Source organism: Kitasatospora sp. NPDC050463 (assembly GCF_040655255.1).
Taxonomy (GTDB): domain Bacteria; phylum Actinomycetota; class Actinomycetes; order Streptomycetales; family Streptomycetaceae; genus Kitasatospora.
The window spans coordinates 1-17,644 of the sequence record NZ_JBFAJO010000046.1; the positions used below are offsets into that span (position 1 = coordinate 1).

Annotated in this window: 11 protein-coding genes; 2 read left to right on the top strand and 9 right to left on the bottom strand. The window is 70.6% G+C overall.

Annotated elements, in window-relative coordinates; all coding sequences use genetic code 11:
• Nucleotides 1-283 precede the first annotated feature (283 nt).
• From AB0J08_RS26340 to eccD, 9 genes are all read right to left on the bottom strand, one after another.
• On the bottom strand, nucleotides 284-1,969 hold the full coding sequence (locus AB0J08_RS26340; RefSeq protein WP_360639169.1) for a ribonuclease J: 1,686 nt from the start codon (nucleotides 1,967-1,969) through the stop codon (nucleotides 284-286).
• 171 nt (nucleotides 1,970-2,140) lie between these two features.
• A complete protein-coding gene (dapA, locus tag AB0J08_RS26345; RefSeq protein WP_360639172.1) occupies nucleotides 2,141-3,040 on the bottom strand; it encodes a 4-hydroxy-tetrahydrodipicolinate synthase in 900 nt (299 codons plus the stop codon).
• Between the two features lie 215 nt (nucleotides 3,041-3,255).
• Entirely contained in the window at nucleotides 3,256-3,987 is a 732-nt protein-coding gene (thyX, locus tag AB0J08_RS26350; RefSeq protein WP_360639175.1) for an FAD-dependent thymidylate synthase, read from the bottom strand.
• Nucleotides 3,984-4,445: a hypothetical protein gene (locus AB0J08_RS26355; protein ID WP_360639178.1), complete on the bottom strand. Its 462-nt coding sequence runs from the start codon at nucleotides 4,443-4,445 to the stop codon at nucleotides 3,984-3,986. The genes thyX and AB0J08_RS26355 overlap by 4 nt, the downstream gene beginning before the upstream one ends.
• A 7-nt stretch (nucleotides 4,446-4,452) precedes the next feature.
• Complete coding sequence (gene dapB / locus AB0J08_RS26360) at nucleotides 4,453-5,220, bottom strand: 4-hydroxy-tetrahydrodipicolinate reductase (protein WP_360639181.1); 768 nt, start codon at nucleotides 5,218-5,220, stop codon at nucleotides 4,453-4,455.
• Nucleotides 5,221-5,234: 14 nt separating this feature from the next.
• Complete coding sequence (locus tag AB0J08_RS26365; protein ID WP_360639184.1) at nucleotides 5,235-6,587, bottom strand: pitrilysin family protein; 1,353 nt, start codon at nucleotides 6,585-6,587, stop codon at nucleotides 5,235-5,237.
• 107 nt (nucleotides 6,588-6,694) lie between these two features.
• Nucleotides 6,695-8,902 (bottom strand): polyribonucleotide nucleotidyltransferase, encoded by a 2,208-nt coding sequence (locus AB0J08_RS26370; RefSeq protein ID WP_329487696.1) that lies wholly within the window; start codon nucleotides 8,900-8,902, stop codon nucleotides 6,695-6,697.
• Between the two features lie 467 nt (nucleotides 8,903-9,369).
• Entirely contained in the window at nucleotides 9,370-9,660 is a 291-nt protein-coding gene (gene rpsO, locus AB0J08_RS26375) for a 30S ribosomal protein S15 (RefSeq protein ID WP_031072625.1), read from the bottom strand.
• 163 nt (nucleotides 9,661-9,823) lie between these two features.
• Entirely contained in the window at nucleotides 9,824-11,281 is a 1,458-nt protein-coding gene (eccD, locus tag AB0J08_RS26380; RefSeq protein WP_360639187.1) for a type VII secretion integral membrane protein EccD, read from the bottom strand.
• Between the two features lie 521 nt (nucleotides 11,282-11,802).
• On the opposite strand from eccD, the gene eccCa reads away from it, so the two are divergent.
• Together eccCa and AB0J08_RS26390 are read left to right on the top strand one after the other, a co-directional pair.
• Nucleotides 11,803-15,750 carry a type VII secretion protein EccCa gene (eccCa, locus tag AB0J08_RS26385; RefSeq protein ID WP_360639190.1) on the top strand — a complete coding sequence of 1,316 codons (3,948 nt, stop codon included), beginning with the start codon at nucleotides 11,803-11,805 and terminating at the stop codon, nucleotides 15,748-15,750.
• Nucleotides 15,751-16,233: 483 nt separating this feature from the next.
• Nucleotides 16,234-17,643, top strand: a complete 1,410-nt coding sequence (locus AB0J08_RS26390) for an APC family permease (RefSeq protein ID WP_360639193.1) — start codon at nucleotides 16,234-16,236, stop codon at nucleotides 17,641-17,643.
• Nucleotide 17,644: the final 1 nt, after the last annotated feature.

The following is a 17,644-nucleotide window of genomic DNA, read 5'->3' on the forward strand; positions in this document are numbered from 1 at the left end:
CTTCGGACCGCCTTCCAGCGGGCCCTCCGGGCGCTTCGTTCTTTCGTGTTTGAAGCTTATCAGATGTTTTCCGCTCCGTTTTCCGGAGTTTCATTTACCTGATCGGCTTTCGCCTTTCGGCGCTCCCGAACTCTAGCAGAGTTTCTCGGGCCGTTTTCCGCGCTCCGTAACTCGAAATTCGTTTCGAGTACTTCCTGCAGGCCGTCCCGTGGGGCAACCCGGAGAACATTACGCACCGGGTCGCCCCACGTCAAACCGGACGAGGGGCCCGTCGAGCGGGGGCTCAGACCTCGACGACGACCGGCAGGATCATCGGACGGCGACGGTAGTTGTCCGCCACCCACTTGCCGATGGTCCGGCGCACGAGCTGCTGGACCTGGCGGATCTCCAGGACACCGTCGCTCGCCGAGCGGTCCAGTGCCTCCTGGAGCTTCGCCGCCACCGGGACGAACGCGTTGTCGTCGATGCCGGAGCCGCGGGCCTGGATGGTCGGACCGCCCACGATCTTCCCGTTGGTGGAGTCGACCACCACGAAGACCGAGATGAAGCCCTCCTCGCCGAGGATCCGGCGGTCCTTCAGGGAGGCCTCGGTGATGTCGCCCACGGACGAGCCGTCGACGTAGACGTAGCCGGCCTGCACCTTGCCCACGATCCGGGCGACGCCGTTCTCGAGGTCGACGCAGACGCCGTCCTCGGCGATCACGGTGCGGTGCTTCGGGATGCCGGTGGCGATGCCCAGGTCGGCGGCCGCCCGCAGGTGGCGCCATTCGCCGTGGACCGGCATCAGGTTGCGCGGCTTGCAGATGTTGAAGAAGTACAGCAGCTCGCCGGCCGAGGCGTGGCCCGAGACGTGCACCTTGGCGTTGCCCTTGTGCACGACCTTGGCGCCCCAGCGGGTCAGGCCGTTGATCACCCGGTACACGGCGTTCTCGTTGCCGGGGATCAGCGACGAGGCCAGGACGACGGTGTCGCCCTCGACGATGCGGATCTGGTGGTCGCGGTTGGCCATCCGGGACAGCGCGGCCATCGGCTCGCCCTGCGAACCGGTGCAGATCAGGACGACGTCCTTGTCCGGCAGGTCGTCCAGCTGCTTGACGTCGACGACCATGTTGCCGGGCACCTTCAGGTACCCGAGGTCGCGCGCGATGCCCATGTTGCGGACCATCGAGCGGCCGACGAAGGCCACCTTGCGCTTGTACTCGTGCGCGGCGTCCAGCACCTGCTGGATGCGGTGCACGTGGCTCGCGAAGGACGCCACGATGATGCGCTTGTCGGCGTTCGCGAAAACGTTTCGCAGCGCGGCCGAGATGTCCCGCTCGGACGGGATGAAGCCGGGGACCTCGGCGTTGGTGGAGTCCACCAGCAGCAGGTCCATGCCCTCCTCGGCCAGCTTGGCGAAGGCCGGGAGGTCGGTGAGGCGGCCGTCGAGCGGCAGCTGGTCCATCTTGAAGTCGCCGGTGGCGACCACCATGCCGGCGGGCGTGCGCACGGCGACGGCCAGCGCGTCCGGGATGGAGTGGTTGACCGCGATGAACTGGCAGTCGAAGGGGCCGATCCGCTCGCGGTCGCCCTCCTTGACCTCCAGCACGTACGGCCGGATCCGGTGCTCGGCCAGCTTGGCCTCGATCAGGGCGAGGGTGAGCTTGGAACCGATCAGCGGGATGTCCGGGTTCTCCCGGAGCAGGTACGGGACGGCACCGATGTGGTCCTCGTGCCCGTGGGTCAGCACGATGCCGTCGACCTTGTCGAGCCGGTCCCGGATGTAGCTGAAGTCCGGGAGGATCAGGTCGACGCCGGGCTGCTCGTCCTCGGGGAAGAGGACGCCGCAGTCGACGATCAGAATGCGCTCCCCGAATTCGAGGATCGTCATGTTGCGGCCGATCTCGCCGAGGCCGCCGAGCGGGGTAATCCGCAGGGCACCCTCCTTGAGGGCCGGGGGCGCGCCGAGTTCGGGATGCGGGTGGCTCAAAAGACTCTCCTCACGACGCACGCCACATGCCCGGGGTCCTCCCCCAAGAGACATATGGCGTGCGTACTCAGTGTCGGTTTCCTACTGGGTCGGTGCTCTCGCGCCTTCGTTCCGGTCCAGCGGCAGACCTCCTGGGAGGCCCGGCGAGCCGGGGCGCGCACGTCTTGTCTGTTACAGGTGTACCCCGCCGGCGGCGAGATCCTTCTTCAATTGCGCGATCTCCTCGGAAGTCGCGCCCACCAGCGGCAGCCGGAGCGGTCCGGCCGGCAGGCCCTGGAGCTCCAGGGCCGCCTTGGTGAGGATGACACCCTGCGTGCGGAACATACCGCTGAAGACCGGCAGCAGGCTCTGGTGGATCGCCGTGGCCTTGGCCACATCGCCGCCCAGGTAGGCGTCGACCATGCTGCGCAGCTCCCCGGCGACCACGTGCCCGACCACGCTGACCACGCCGGCGGCGCCGACGGAGAGCAGCGGCAGGTTGAGGATGTCGTCGCCGGAGTACCAGGCCAGGTCGCAGCGGGCGATGGCCCAGGCGGCGGCGCCGAGGTCGCCCTTGGCGTCCTTGTTGGCGACGATCCGCGGGTGCTCGCCGAGCCGGACCAGCGTCTCGTGGCTCAGTGCGACACCGCTGCGGCCGGGGATGTCGTAGAGCATGACCGGCAGGCCGGTGGCGTCCGCGATGTGCGTGGTGTGCCGGTACAGGCCCTCCTGCGGGGGCTTGCTGTAGTACGGCGTGACGACCAGCAGGCCGTGTGCTCCGGCCGCCTCGGCCTGGCGGGCCAGGTCGGCGCTGTGGTGGGTGTCGTTGGTGCCGACGCCGGCCACCACGTGGGCGCGGTCCCCCACCGCTTCCACGACGGCGCGGACGAGCCGGGACTTCTCGGCGTCGCTGGTGGTCGGGGACTCACCGGTGGTGCCGTTGACGACGAGGCCGTCGTTGCCTGCGTCGACGAGATGTGCGGCGAGGCGCTGCGCGCCGTCGAGGTCGAGCCCGCCGTCAGCGGTGAACGGGGTCACCATCGCGGTCAGGACCCGGCCGAACGGCGTCTGGGGGGTGGAGGTCGGAGCCATGCGTCCAAAACTACTCGTAGGCGGTGGGGCGGTACCCCAGCCGGTCCAGGGTTCGGACAGGTGTGGCGCGCGGAGCGGCACGGACGTGGGATTCCGGTGCTGCATGCTCGGGGGTTCATGCAGCACCGGAATCCGTGTCACGAGCGTAGGGAGCGGCTAGAAAAGCCGCAATCCAGACATGTCCGGCAAACCGTCCATATGCCTGTCGCCCCAGGTCAGGGGGCGACCCGGCCGTGCTTCTCGAAGGCCGCATGGGTGAGCGGCATGAGCCGGGCCCACTGCTCCTCCATCTGCTCGGCGACCATCTCGATCTCGCGCTGCGGGAACGACGGCACGGCCGCGTTCTCCTTCTTGGTCCGCAGCGACAGGAAGTGCATCAGCGAGCGCGAGTTGCAGGTCGCGTACATCGAGGAGAACAGACCCACCGGCAGCACCGCCCGGGCCACCTCGCGGGCGACGCCGGCCGCCAGCATCTCCTGGTAGCGGTCGTACGCCTCACGGTACGCCGCCTCCATCGCCCCGGTGACGGTCTCGTGCTGCTCCGGGGTCCCGTCGACGAACTCGTACCGGCCCGGACGGCCCTGCTGGACGAGCTTGCGCTCCTCCGCGGGCACGTAGAAGACCGGCTGCAGCTCGCGGTAGCGCCCGGACTCCTCGTTGTACGACCAGCCGCTGCGGTGGCGGTGGAACTCCCGGAAGACGAAGATCGGCGCACTGATGAAGAAGGTCATCGAGTTGTGCTCGAACGGCGTGCCGTGCCGGTCCCGCATCAGGTAGTTGATCAGGCCCTTGGACTTCTCCGGGTCCTGCTGCAACGCCTCCAGGGACTGCTCCCCGGCCGTCGAGACCCGGGCCGCCCAGATGACGTCCGAGTCGGCGGCGGCGCTGCGGACCAGCTCCACGGTGACATCGCTGCGGAACTGGGGGGCCGTAGGTTCGTCGGTCACGCGGTACTCCTTGCGGGTTCTGTTGTGCTGTGCAGCCGGATCGCGTGCTGCATGGTCTTGCGGGCGCGCGGGGTGTCGCCGGCGTCGGCGTACGCCACCGCGAGGCGGAAGAAGACCCGCCAGTCGCCGGGCGACGACTCCGCCTCGGCCTTGCGGCGCGCGAACACCGCGTCGGCCGAGTCCCGGTCGATCCGCCCGCCGGCGGTGCGCTTCAACTCGTCCACCGGCAGGCCGCCCTCGGCCTCCAGCTCGCGGGCGAGCCGCTCGCTGGCCCGGCCGAAGCGGATGGTCTGGCGCAGGAACCAGACCCCGATCGGCGGGACGACGAAGGCGCACAGGCCCAGGCCGATGCCGAGCGGCTTGCCGGTGGCGATGAGCTGGACGCCCTCGCCGACGCAGACCAGGGCCACCAGCAACAGCACGCCGGAGAGGACGAGGAAGCCGGTACGAGAGGTCATCCGGGGCTCACAGGTCCAGGAAGTTCTCGAGGCCCACGGTGAGCCCGTGGTTCTCCACGACCTTGCGCACGCCCAGCAGGATGCCCGGCATGAAGCTGCTGTGGTGCAGCGAGTCGTGCCGGATGGTGAGGGTCTCACCGGTGTCGCCGAACATCACCTGCTGGTGGGCGAGCAGCCCGCGCAGCCGGACGGCGTGCACCGGCACCCCGTCCACGTCCGCGCCGCGGGCCCCGGGGAGGCTGTGCGTGGTCGGATCCTGCTGCGGCGGGCGGCCGGCCTCGGCGCGGGCGGCGGCGATCAGCTGGGCGGTGCGGGTGGCCGTGCCGCTCGGCGCGTCGGCCTTGCGGTCGTGGTGCAGCTCGACGACCTCGACCGACTCGAAGTACCTGGCGGCGGTCTGGGCGAACTTCATGCCCAGCACGGCGCCGAGCGAGAAGTTCGGCGCGATCAGCACGCCGACGGGCAGCGGCGGCCGGCCGGTGGCCTCGGCCGGGTGCAGCCAGTGCTCCAGCTCGGCCAGCCGGGCGTCGTCCCAGCCGGTGGTCCCGGTGACCACGTGGATGCCGCTGTGGACGCAGAAGTCGAGGTTGCGCATCACGGAGTCCGGATGCGTGAGCTCGACGGCGACCTGGACGCCGGCCTCGGTCAGCTCCTCCAGGTCGGAGCCCCGACCCAGCGCGGCGACCAGCTCCATGTCCGGGGCGGCCTCGACGGCCTTGACCGCCTCGGAGCCGATCCGGCCCTTGGCGCCGATGACGGCGACGCGCAGCGTCATGGTGAGAAGTCCCTTCAGACCAGCAGGTCGGCGAGCCGGGCGGCCCGCTTGTCGTTGATCGGGCCGATCAGCGCCAGCGAGGGCCGGTACGCGCCCAGCACATCACGGGCCACCGCGTGGACGTCGTCCAGGGTGACGGCCGCGATCCTCGCCAGCATGTCGTCCACCGAGAGGTGGTGGCCGTAGCTCAGCTCGGCCTTGCCGATCCGGTTCATCAGGGAGCCGGTGTCCTCCATGCCGAGCACGGTGGAGCCGGAGATCTGGCCGATCGCCCGGTGCAGCTCCTCCTCGGTGATGCCGTCGGCGACCACCTTGGCGAGCTCCTCACGGCAGATCCGCAGCACCTCCTCGACACGCTTGGGCTGACAGCCGGCGTAGATGCCGAACAGGCCGCTGTCCGCGTAGGAGGAGGAGTACGAGTACACCGAGTACGCCAGGCCGCGCTTCTCCCGGACCTCCTGGAACAGCCGCGAGCTCATCCCGCCGCCGAGCGCCGCGTTCAGCACGCCCATCGCCCAGCGGCGCTCGTCGTGGCGCGGCACGCCGGGCACGCCGAGCACCAGGTGGGCCTGCTCGGTGGAGCGGTTGAGCACCTCGACCCTGCCGGCCGTGCGCAGCGCCTTGACGCCGCGCCGGGCCTCGGCGGGCTCGGCGGTGGAGCGCGCCAGCAGCGGGGCGAAGGCCCGCTCGACCTGCCGGACCACCTTGCGGTGGTCGAGGTTGCCGGCCGCGGCGACGACCAGGTGCTCGGGCTTGTAGCGGCGGTGGAAGAACCCGGCGATCTGGTCGCGGGTGAGGCCCTTCACGGTCTCCTGGGTCCCGAGGATCGGGCGGCCGAGCGGGCCGCTGCCGAAGATCACCTTGGCGAAGAGGTCGTGCACCACGTCGCCCGGGTCGTCCTCGGCCATCGCCATCTCCTCCAGGATGACGCCGCGCTCCGCCTCGACGTCCTCCGGGCGGATCAGCGAGCCGGTGAGCATGTCGCAGACCACGTCGATGGCGAGCGGCAGGTCGGTGTCGAGCACCCTGGCGTAGTAGCAGGTGTTCTCCTTCGCGGTGAAGGCGTTCATCTCGCCGCCGACCGCGTCCAGGGCCGCCGAGATGTCCAGCGCGCTGCGCCGCTCGGTGCCCTTGAAGAGCAGGTGCTCCAGGTAGTGGGTGGCTCCGTTGAGCTGCGGGGTCTCGTCCCGCGAGCCGACGCCGACCCAGATGCCGAAGGTCGCGGAGCGCACCGTCGGCAGGGTCTCGGTGACGACCCGCAGGCCGCCGGGGAGGACGGTGCGGCGCACCGTGCCGGCGCCGTCCACGCCCTTGAGCAGGGTCCGGGTGGTGCCGGGGCGCTGCTTCGCCGCCGAGGCCTGGGCCACGGGGTGTACCTCCGTAGAAAGCATGTGCAACAACAGGGTGCGGCCCGCACGCCGACGGGGCGTGCGGGCCGCGGCCGCTTCTATCGAACCGGGGGGCTAGCGGCGCTTCACTCGGAAGCGGCCTCGCCGCCCTCCTCGCCCTCGACGACCGGGATCAGCGAGAGCTTGCCACGCGGGTCGATCTCGGCGATCTCGACCTGGACCTTGGCGCCGACCGCGAGCACGTCCTCGACGTTCTCCACGCGCTTGCCACCGGCCAGCTTGCGGATCTGCGAGATGTGCAGCAGGCCGTCCTTGCCCGGCATGAGCGAAACGAACGCGCCGAACGTCGTGGTCTTCACCACGGTGCCCAGGTAGCGCTCGCCGACCTCCGGCATGGTCGGGTTGGCGATCTGGTTGATCGTCGTACGGGCAGCCTCCGCCGAGGGACCGTCGACCGCACCGATGTAGATGGTGCCGTCGTCCTCGATGGTGATGTCCGCGCCGGTGTCCTCCTGGATCTGGTTGATCATCTTGCCCTTGGGGCCGATGACCTCACCGATCTTGTCCACCGGGATCTTGATGGTGATGATGCGCGGCGCGTTCGGCGACATCTCGTCGGGCGCGTCGATGGCCTCGTTCATCACGTCGAGGATGTGCAGGCGGGCGTCCTTGGCCTGCTTCAGCGCGGCGGCCAGAACGGAGGCCGGGATGCCGTTCAGCTTGGTGTCCAGCTGCAGCGCGGTGATGAAGTTGCGGGTACCGGCGACCTTGAAGTCCATGTCGCCGTACGCGTCCTCGGCGCCCAGGATGTCGGTCAGCGCGACGTAGTGCGTCTCACCGTCGATCTCCTGCGAGATCAGGCCCATCGCGATACCGGCGACGGCGGCCTTCAGCGGCACACCGGCGTTCAGCAGCGACATGGTGGAGGCGCAGACCGAGCCCATCGAGGTGGAGCCGTTGGAGCTCAGCGCCTCGGAGACCTGGCGGATCGCGTAGGGGAACTCCTCGCGGGTCGGCAGCACGGGCAGGATCGCCCGTTCCGCCAGCGCGCCGTGGCCGATCTCGCGGCGCTTGGGCGAGCCCACGCGGCCGGTCTCGCCGACCGAGTACGGCGGGAAGTTGTAGTTGTGCATGTAGCGGCGACGTGTCTCCGGGGAGAGCGTGTCCAGCTGCTGCTCCATGCGCAGCATGTTCAGCGTGGTGACACCCAGGATCTGGGTCTCGCCGCGCTCGAACAGGGCCGAGCCGTGGACGCGCGGGATGGCCTCGACCTCGGCGGCCAGGGTGCGGATGTCGGTGACACCGCGGCCGTCGATGCGGACCTTGTCCTTGATGACGCGCTCGCGCACGACCTTCTTGGTCAGCGCGTTGTACGCGGCGCTGATCTCCTTCTCGCGACCCTCGAACTCCGGGAGGAGCTTCTCGGCGGCGATCGCCTTGACGCGGTCCAGCTCGTTGTTGCGCTCCTGCTTGCCCGGGATGGTGAGCGCCTGGGCCAGCTCGTCCTTGACCGCGGCGGTCAGGGCGGCGAGCACGTCGTCCTGGTAGTCCAGGAAGACCGGGAACTCGCCGGTGGGCTTGGCGGCCTGGGCGGCCAGCTGGGACTGCGCGGCGCAGAGCACCTTGATGAACGGCTTCGCGGCGTCCAGACCGGCGGCGACGACGTCCTCGGTCGGCGCCTCGGCGCCGCCCTCGACCAGCTTGATGGTCTTGTCGGTGGCCTCGGCCTCGACCATCATGATCGCGACGTCGCCGTCCGGCAGGACGCGGCCGGCGACGACCATGTCGAAGACGGCCGACTCCAGCTCGGAGTGGGTCGGGAAGGCCACCCACTGGCCCTTGATCAGCGCGACGCGGACGCCACCGATCGGACCGGAGAACGGCAGGCCCGCCAGCTGGGTGGAGGCGGAGGCGGCGTTGATGGCCACCACGTCGTACAGGTGATCCGGGTTGAGCGCCATCACGGTGACGACGACCTGGATCTCGTTGCGCAGGCCCTTGACGAAGGACGGGCGCAGCGGGCGGTCGATCAGGCGGCAGGTGAGGATCGCGTCCTCGGAGGGCCGGCCCTCACGACGGAAGAACGAGCCGGGGATGCGGCCGGCGGCGTACATCCGCTCCTCGACGTCCACGGTCAGCGGGAAGAAGTCGAAGTGCTCCTTCGGCTGCTTGGACGCGCTGGTGGCCGACAGCACCATGGTGTCGTCGTCCAGGTAGGCCACGGCGGAGCCGGCGGCCTGACGGGCCAGACGGCCGGTCTCGAAACGGATGGTGCGGGTGCCGAAGGAACCGTTGTCGATCACGGCTTCGGCGTAGAACACGTTCTCTTCCACCTGGAAGATCTCCTCTTTCGTACGTCTCCGGGAGAGCGCCCCCGCGCATCGCTGCCGGTGGCCCTTGGTCCTCTTTCGCAGAGGAAGGCAGTCGGGCCGGTCTTCGATCGAAGCCTCCGGTGGGCCCCGCTCGGTCTGCGGGGCTTCCGGCGGCCACTACCGAGGACCGGCGCCTCTCGGCTGCCGGGCCGGGGCGGGCGGTCCGCGTCTGGACGCTCTCTCGGATGCGGGCGGCTTCCGTTTGAAGCCTTCGTCCCGCGGGGGGTCGGGGTCTTTCGCCTGGGTGGCGCGGTGTCGCGCCATCACCCGGCATGCCCACAACCCTACGGTGCAATCCTCGGCCACCAGGGGAGGTGCGCGCGAGTTGTTATGCGCGGTCGTTGTGGTCCGGGCGCCGCGGGTCACCGACCGCGGCATACGCGCGAGGGGCGGCTCCCCGGTGTGGGGAGCCGCCCCGAGCGGCGGTCTTAGCGGGCGCCACCGGCGGCACCGCGGCGGATGCCCAGGCGGTCGACGAGCGTACGGAAACGCTCGATGTCCTTCTTGGCCAGGTACTGCAGCAGGCGGCGGCGCTGGCCGACCAGGATCAGCAGGCCACGACGCGAGTGGTGGTCGTGCTTGTGGGTCTTGAGGTGCTCGGTCAGGTCCGAGATGCGGCGCGAGAGCATGGCGACCTGGACCTCGGGGGAGCCGGTGTCGCCCTCCTTCTGGCCGAACTCGGCGAAGATCTGCTTCTTGACGTCAGAGGCGAGAGCCACTGCAACTCCTTTGAGGTGATTCCGAGCGGGCCTGGTCTACGGCACAGGACTCTGTGAGAACTCGGTGTCGTGACTGAGTGCGGCCGGCGGTCGGCGACCCGCGTGGGGCGGACGCCCTGCTGCACTCGAAGGGCAAGCGTACCAGTGTGCCCGGCGCGGCCGGTCAGCCGGTCGCGCCGCGCACCAGGGCGTAGACCTCCAGCACGCCCAGCGCCAGCGGTACGAGGGCGATCAGGGTGAGGCTGTCGACCAGGTCCAGGATGCGCCCCCAGAACGGCGAGACGCCGAGCCGGGGCACCACCAGGGCGATCGCGGTGAGCACCGCGGCGCCGAAGGCGATCGAGGCGGCCAGCCAGATGGTGCGCAGGTCCACCTCGGTGGAGCTGGCGGCCTTCAGGATGAACAGCGGCGTGTGCAGCGAGAGGCCGACGATCAGCAGCGACAGGCCGAGCAGGCCGGCGATGGTGAGGCTGAAGACCTGCGCGGTGTAGCGGAACAGCCGGGCGCGCAGCATGGTGGCGATGCCGAGGGTGAGGGCGAGCAGCTCCGGGAAGAGCTCGTCGGTGAAGCCGAGGACGGCGCAGGCGCCGACGATCACCGCGGCGCAGCCGCCGACCAGGCCGACCAGCACCTCGTGGCCGCGGCGGGCCTGGTGGGCGATGCGCTCGTACTGGACGGCCTCGGCGCGGCCGGCCTCCTCGTCGTAGTCGCGGCTGCGGGTGCGGGTCTGGCCGGGGGCGCTGAAGCCGACCGGCAGCCGGGCGAAGCGGGCGGAGAGGCTCGGCAGGAAGCCGATCACGGCGACGGCGGCGACGCCGGTGACGGCGGCGATGTGGTTGGCCGGGGTCGCGGGCAGCAGCACGGCGGCGAAGGTGGCCAGCGCGCCGGCGGCGGCCAGGAAGGCCGCGGCGACGAACAGCGAGTCCTTCTCGGGCAGCAGGCCGACCAGCAGGACGGCGATCACCAGGACGGCGACGCAGCCGGTGAGGAACTGGAGCCGGCCCGGTCCCTCCCACTTGTGGGCGACGGCGATGACGCCGCTGCCGCCGATCAGGGCGTGCGGCAGCGCGCCGAGGCCGAGCGCGAGCGCCGCCCAGGCGTCCTGGTACACCCGGGCGCGGACGCCGGCCAGGGCGGTGAGCACGACGGCGATGACGCCGGAGAGGACGCCGGGCAGGCCGTGCATGTCGTGGCGCAGGTCGGAGAACCAGAGCGCGAAGCCGAGCAGGGTGAGCAGCACGCCGGCGCCGATCAGGCCGAAGGCCCGCATCAACTCGGGGCTCCAGAACCGGCGGTCGGCCTCGACGGCGGTGGCGATGGCGTCGGCGACGTCGTCGTAGACGGCCGGCGGCAGCGACTCGGCGAAGGGTCGCAGGCTGAGCAGGTCGCCGTCGCGGACCTGCTGCGCGGCGAGCGGCAGGCCGCTGTCGAGCACGGTGCCGTCGCGGCGGACCAGGTGGAAGCCGGTCGGGGCGCCGTCGGGCTGGGTCTGCCCGGAGAGCCGCAGCACCTCGGGGTAGACGTCGGCGAGCGGGACGTCCTCGGGCAGGGCGACGTCGATCCGGCTGTCCGGGGCGACGACGGTGACCCGGCAGAAGCCGGTGGTGGCGGAGGCGCTCATGCCCGCACCTCGCCGACGCTCCGCGCGTGCCGAGCACGACGCGCTTCCTTGACGAGTGGCTCGCTTCGCTCGCTCACTGCGCACCCCTCGATCGCTCGACGCACTGGGCGCTCCCCCTTGTTGACGGTGCCGCTCTACCCGCGGCGGTCGTTCTGGCTGCTGGCGCGTGCCGGCCGGGCTGGAACTGACTCGATCCGGCCATGAGTTGGCGCGGCGTTACCCTACCCGTTCCGTTCCCGCCCGCCACCGCGCAGGGGCCGGTGGAGCGGTGTCCGGCGGCGGCCGGCGGGGTCGGCGGCCACTGCGGGGGCGCCCTGGCTGATCCGCCGGGACGGGCCCCAGTAGGATCGGCCCCTGCGCAAGGCGACGGGGGCAGGGGCCGCGCTCCTCCCCGGGTGCCTGCGGTCGGCGGAGCGGGGGCGGCGTCATACGGGGCGCCCTCACCCGTACGTATCCAGTTGCGTGAGGGCTGATGCCGAAGTGAACGATCAGACCGTTCGAAACCGCGGGGTGGGGTGCGCATGAGTGTGATCACGGTCAAGCGCCCTGCGCGTGCCTATCCCCCGGCGGTGCCGGACGAACCGGTGGAGTTGGTCACCCCGCCCGAACTGCCCCGCTCGGGCGGCGAGGACTGGGTGATGAGCATCCTGCCGATGCTCGGCATGGGCGGCTCGGCGGTGTTCTTCTTCTCGCCCGGCGCGCAGGCCCCCATGAAGATCATGGGTGGCCTGATGATCGTCTCGACGGTCGGCATGGCGCTGGCGCAGATCATGCGGGCGCGCAAGGGCGGTTCGACCGCCACCGCCGACGAGCGGCGGGACTATCTCAAGTACCTGCAGCAGATGCGCCGCCAGGTGCGCCGGACGGCGGAGCGCCAGCGCGGCGCGCAGCTGTTCCTGAACCCGGAGCCGGACCAGCTCTGGTCGATCGTCGCGGACGGCCGCCGGCTCTGGGAACGGCGCACCGCGGACGCGGACTTCGCCCAGATCCGGGTCGGCCGGGGGCCGGTCCAGCTGTCGACTCCGCTGGTGGCACCGCAGACGGCGCCGATGGAGGAGCTGGAGCCGCTCTCCGCGGCAGCCATGCACACCTTCCTGAAGGCCCACGGCACGCTGCAGGACCTGCCGTTGGCGGTCTCGCTGCGCGCCTTCTACCACATCACGGTGTGCGGCGACCCGGACACCGTGTACGGCAACGTCCGGGCGATGATCGCCCAGTTGACGACGCTGCACTCACCGGACGACCTGCTGGTCACGGTGGCCGCGGCGCCGGGCGCGGTGGAGGAGTGGGAGTGGACCAAGTGGCTCCCGCACAACCAGCACCGCAAGGACAGTGACGGCGCGGGTTCGCGCCGGCTGATCGCGACCGGCCTCGGTGAGCTGGAGTACCTGCTCCAGGACGAACTGGCGGGCCGCCAGCGCTTCGTGCGCGACGCCGCGCCGTCCTCCGACCAGCCGCACATCATCGTCGTCATGGACGGCGCGTCCGTTCCGCACGACTCGCTGCTGGCGGGCGCGGAGGGCGTGCACGGGGTGACCATCGTCGAGGTGGTCCCGGGCGATCTGGACGAGCCGACCGGCCACCTGATCGTCACGGTGACGCCGGACGAGCTGGTGCTGCGCTCGGCCTCGGGGGCGACGTACACCGGCACGCCGGACACGCTCTCCACCTGGCAGTCCGAGGCGCTGGCCCGTCAGCTGGCGCCGTACCGGATCTCGGCCGGCGGCGACGACGAACCGCTGCTGTCCAACCTGGACTTCACCGACCTGATGAACTCGGGCGACCCGGGCTCGTTCGACGTCACGCGCAGCTGGCGGACACGGGCGCAGCACGAGAAGCTGCGGGTGCCGATCGGCGTCGGGGCCGGCGGCGAGCACGTCTACCTGGACATCAAGGAGGCCGCGCTCGAAGGCATGGGCCCGCACGGCCTCTGCGTCGGCGCGACCGGCTCCGGCAAGTCGGAGCTGCTGCGCACCCTGGTGCTCGGCCTGGCGATGACGCACTCCTCGGAGACGCTGAACTTCGTCCTCGCGGACTTCAAGGGTGGTGCGACCTTCGCCGGGATGGCGGACATGCCGCACACCTCGGCGGTGATCACCAACCTGGAGGGCGAGCTCACCCTGGTCGACCGCATGCGCGACGCGATCGAGGGCGAGATGAACCGCCGGCAGGAGCTGCTGCGCTCGGCCGGCAACTACGCCAACCTGAACGAGTACGAGCGGGCCCGTGCGGCGGGTGCCGCGCTGGACCCGCTGCCGTCGCTGGTGCTGATCATCGACGAGTTCTCCGAGCTGCTGACGGCGAAGCCGGACTTCATCGACATGTTCATCCAGATCGGCCGGATCGGCCGTTCGCTGGGTGTGCACCTGCTGCTGGCCTCGCAGCGCCTGGAAGAGGGCAAGCTGCGCGGTCTGGACACCTACCTGTCCTACCGGATCGGTCTGCGCACCTTCTCGGCGGCCGAGTCGCGGGCGGCGATCGGTGTGCCGGACGCGTACCACCTGCCGCCGGTGCCGGGTGTCGGCTACCTGAAGTTCGGCACCGACGTGATGGACCGGTTCAAGGCCGCGTACGTCTCGGGGCCGTACCGGGCGCCGGGGCAGCAGCGGTCGACCGGCGGACGGCTGGTGACGGCGCAGCCGGTGCTGTTCACCGCGGCCGAGGTGCCGGTGCTGGAGCCACTGGTGCAGGAGGTGGAGCCGGAGATCGAGGAGCAGGACGACGCCCTGGTCGACACCGTGCTGGACGTCTTCGTGCAGCGGATGGCGGGACAGGGCCCGGCCGCGCACCAGGTGTGGCTGCCGCCGCTGGACGAGGCGCCGAGCGTGGACCAGCTGCTGCCGCCGCTGCAGGCGACCGCGGAGCGCGGTCTGACCTCGCCCGGGTTCGGGGCGCTGGGCCGGCTGAACGTGCCGGTCGGCATCGTGGACCGGCCGCGCGAGCAGCGCCGCGACGTGCTGCACCAGGACTACTCGGGGGCGGCCGGTCACGGGCTGATCGTGGGTGGTCCGCGGTCCGGCAAGTCGACGATGGTGCGCACCACGGTGGCCGGGTTCGCGCTCACCCACACGCCGCTGGAGGCGCAGTTCTACCTGCTGGACTTCGGTGGCGGCGGCTTCCAGTCGCTGCAGGACCTGCCGCACGTCGGCGGGGTGGCCGGCCGTCTGGACGCCGAGAAGGTGCGCCGGATGATCAGCGAGGTGCACGGGGTGCTGAACCGGCGCGAGGAGCTGTTCCGGGCGACCGGGATCGACTCCATCGCGACCTACCGGGCCCGGCGGGCCAACGGTCAGCTGCCGGACGAGCAGTTCGGCGACGTCTTCCTGATGATCGACGGCTGGAACACCTTCAAGCAGGAGTTCGAGATGCTGGAGCCGGTGATCGGGGACATCGCCCAGCGCGGTCTCGGTTACGGCGTCCACCTGATCGTCACGGCGGCCCGCTACGCGGAGGTCCGCCCGGCACTGAAGGACCTGCTGCAGAACCGGACCGAGCTCAAGCTCGGTGACGCGATGGAGTCCGAGGTGGACCGCCGGGTGGCGCAGAACGTCCCGGCCCTGCCGGGGCGCGGTGTCACCTCCGGCAAGCTGCACTTCCTCTCCGGCCTGCCCCGGCTGGACGGCTCGTCCTCGGTGGAGGACCTGCAGGACGGGGTGACCGCGCTGGTCGCCGCCGTCAACGCGGCCTGGACGGGCCCGCGCGCCCCGCAGGTCCGGATGCTGCCGGCGGTGCTGGACGGGCACTCGCTGCCGAAGGGCTTCGAGTACCCGGAGCGCGGTGTGGCCTTCGGTGTGGACGAGGTCGAGCTGGCGCCGGCGTTCGTCAACTTCGAGACGGATCCGCTGTTCATCGTCTTCGGCGACACCGAGTCCGGTAAGTCGGCGACCCTGCGGATGCTGATCAAGCAGATCACCGAGCGGTACACCCCGGACCAGGCCGGCATCGTGGTCGGCGACTACCGGCGCGCGCTGCTCGGTACGGTGCCGCAGGAGTACCTGGTCGAGTACGCGGCGGCGCAGCCGGCCATGACGAGCATCGTGGAGATGCTGCGCGGGGCGTGCTCGCGCCGTCTGCCGGGCCCGGACGTGACCGCCGAGCAGCTGCGCAACCGCAGCTGGTACAGCGGCAAGGACATGTTCGTGATCGTGGACGACTACGAGCTGGTGGCGACCGGTTCGGGCAATCCGCTGGCGCCGCTGGCCGAGTTCCTGCCGTTCGCCCGGGACATCGGCCTGCGCGTGATCATCGCGCGCAGCGCGGGCGGCGCCGGTCGCTCGCTCTACGAGCCGGTGATGCAGCGGATGCGGGAGCTGGGCGGCCAGGGCGTGATCCTCTCCGGCAACAAGGACGAGGGCGCGCTGCTGGGCACGGTCAAGCCGCAGCCGCTGCCGCCTGGCCGGGGCGTGTTCGTCTCGCGCCGGATCACCAGCGGTCAGATGGTGCAGACGGGCTGGCTGCCGTCGACGTAGTAGGCGCGGCCGCCGTCGGCGGTGGTCACGGAAAGTGATCGAAGGGGTCGGGGTCCCAGGGGGCCCGACCCCTTTCGCGTCCAGCTGCTGAAACGTTACCTAGATCTTTCCGGCTCCGGGCTGCGGTTCCCGCACCCCCGGCGGGCGGCGGTGGGCGCCGAAGCCCCGCCTGGGTGACTTGCCTCCAAGTCGGCCAAAAGCCTTGGAATGAGAGCACGTAACCCGCAGTTCACCTTGGATTCAAGCGCCAGGTGGCGAAGGTAACAAGTCGGACATACGTGATAATGACCGTATGTGATCATCAGATCGCATGTTTATGCCCTTCACTGCAACGGATTCCGAAGCATTTCCGCCATTGACGCAGTCATTACGGCCAAGGTTCCATGACGGCCCGGGAGCGAAGGACCAGAACCCCACAGCAGCAAGCCAGCGGAGGCGATACCGCTCCCTCTCCAGGACCGCACAGAGCCGATCGGAAGCCACATGACCGACACGCTTCGCCCGCCACTCGCCGTAGCCCCCACTGCGGCGGACCAGGGCGCCGCCTCCCCCCAGACGCTCAAGCGCTCCATCGGCGTCGTGGGCGGGACCCTGCTCACGCTCTCCTGCGTCACCCCGGCCTCCACGCTCTTCGTGATCGTTCCGGAGCTGTTCTCCAGCATCGGCAGCGCCACCGCACTGGCCATCGCGATCGGCTCGGTACTGTGCATCGCGGTCGCCTTCTGCTACTCCGAGCTCGGCACCCTGATCCCCAGCGCCGGCGGCGAGTACGCGATGGTCGGCACCCTGGCCGGACGCCTCGCCGGCTGGCTGGTCTTCGTGCTCTCGCTGATCGTGGTGCTGATCGTCCCCTCGGTGATCGCCCTCGGTACGGCCGACTACCTCGCCCCGGTCCTGCACGTCGACAAGCCGATCGCCGGCGCCGCGGTGATGCTGGCCGCCACCCTGGCCGGTCTGCTGGACCTGCGCGCCAACGCCTGGATCACCGGCGTCTTCCTGGTCCTGGAGGTCATCGCCGCCGGGGTCGTCTCGGTGCTCGGCTTCGCCCACGCCAACGGCGACGCGCCCAGCCTGCTGCACGGGGTGGTCACCGGCGACGGCGGTGCCACCACCACGGTGAGCATCGGCGCCATCGTCGGCGCGCTCGGCATCGCGCTCTTCATCACCCAGGGCTTCTCCACCGCGGTCTACCTCTCCGAGGAGCTGGAGAACCCGCGTCGCAACGTCTCGCGCACCGTGCTGTGGACCCTCGGCATCTCCGCCGCGGTCATCCTGATCCCGGTCGCCGCGATCACCATGGGCGCCCCCGACCTGGCGACCCTGACCTCCGGCGACATCTCCGGCCTGGTCACCTCGTGGAGCAACTCCGCCGTCGGCACCTTCATCAGCCTCTGCGTGGCGCTGGCGATCATCAACGCCGGCATCGTCATGGTCATCCAGAACTCCCGGGTCCTGTTCGCCTCGGCCCGCGACAAGGCCTGGCCCGAGCCGGTCAACAAGGCCTTCTCCACGCTGGGCCGGTTCGGCTCGCCGTGGGTGGCCACCCTGGCCGTCGGCCTGCCGGGCGCCGCGCTCTGCTTCGTCAAGGGCGAGCTGCTGAGCGAGATCACCGGCGTCGCCGTCACCGGGATGTACCTGCTGGTCGCGATCGCCGCGCTGCTGTCGCGCCGCAAGCACCACAAGCACGCCGCCGCCTGGCGGATGCCGCTCTGGCCGGCCGTCCCGGCGGTCCTGATCGCCGTGCTGGTCTACATCATCACGCAGCTGGACACCGTGCCCCTGCTGTGGACCGGCGGCATCACCGCCGTCGCCACCCTCTACTGGCTGTTCTACCTGCGCCCCCGCCAGGACACCCGCTGGGTGATCACCCTGCCCGAGGACCAGCAGGCCTGAG

Bases quoted from the DNA above. Each gene is read 5' to 3' on its own strand.
- dapB (WP_360639181.1), bottom strand. From the start codon at position 5,220: ATGACGCTGCGCGTCGCCGTCATCGGCGCCAAGGGCCGGATCGGCTCC.
- eccCa (WP_360639190.1), top strand. From the start codon at position 11,803: ATGAGTGTGATCACGGTCAAGCGCCCTGCGCGTGCCTATCCCCCGGCG.
- dapA (WP_360639172.1), bottom strand. From the start codon at position 3,040: ATGGCTCCGACCTCCACCCCCCAGACGCCGTTCGGCCGGGTCCTGACC.
- AB0J08_RS26355 (WP_360639178.1), bottom strand. From the start codon at position 4,445: ATGACCTCTCGTACCGGCTTCCTCGTCCTCTCCGGCGTGCTGTTGCTG.
- AB0J08_RS26390 (WP_360639193.1), top strand. From the start codon at position 16,234: ATGACCGACACGCTTCGCCCGCCACTCGCCGTAGCCCCCACTGCGGCG.
- eccD (WP_360639187.1), bottom strand. From the start codon at position 11,281: ATGAGCGCCTCCGCCACCACCGGCTTCTGCCGGGTCACCGTCGTCGCC.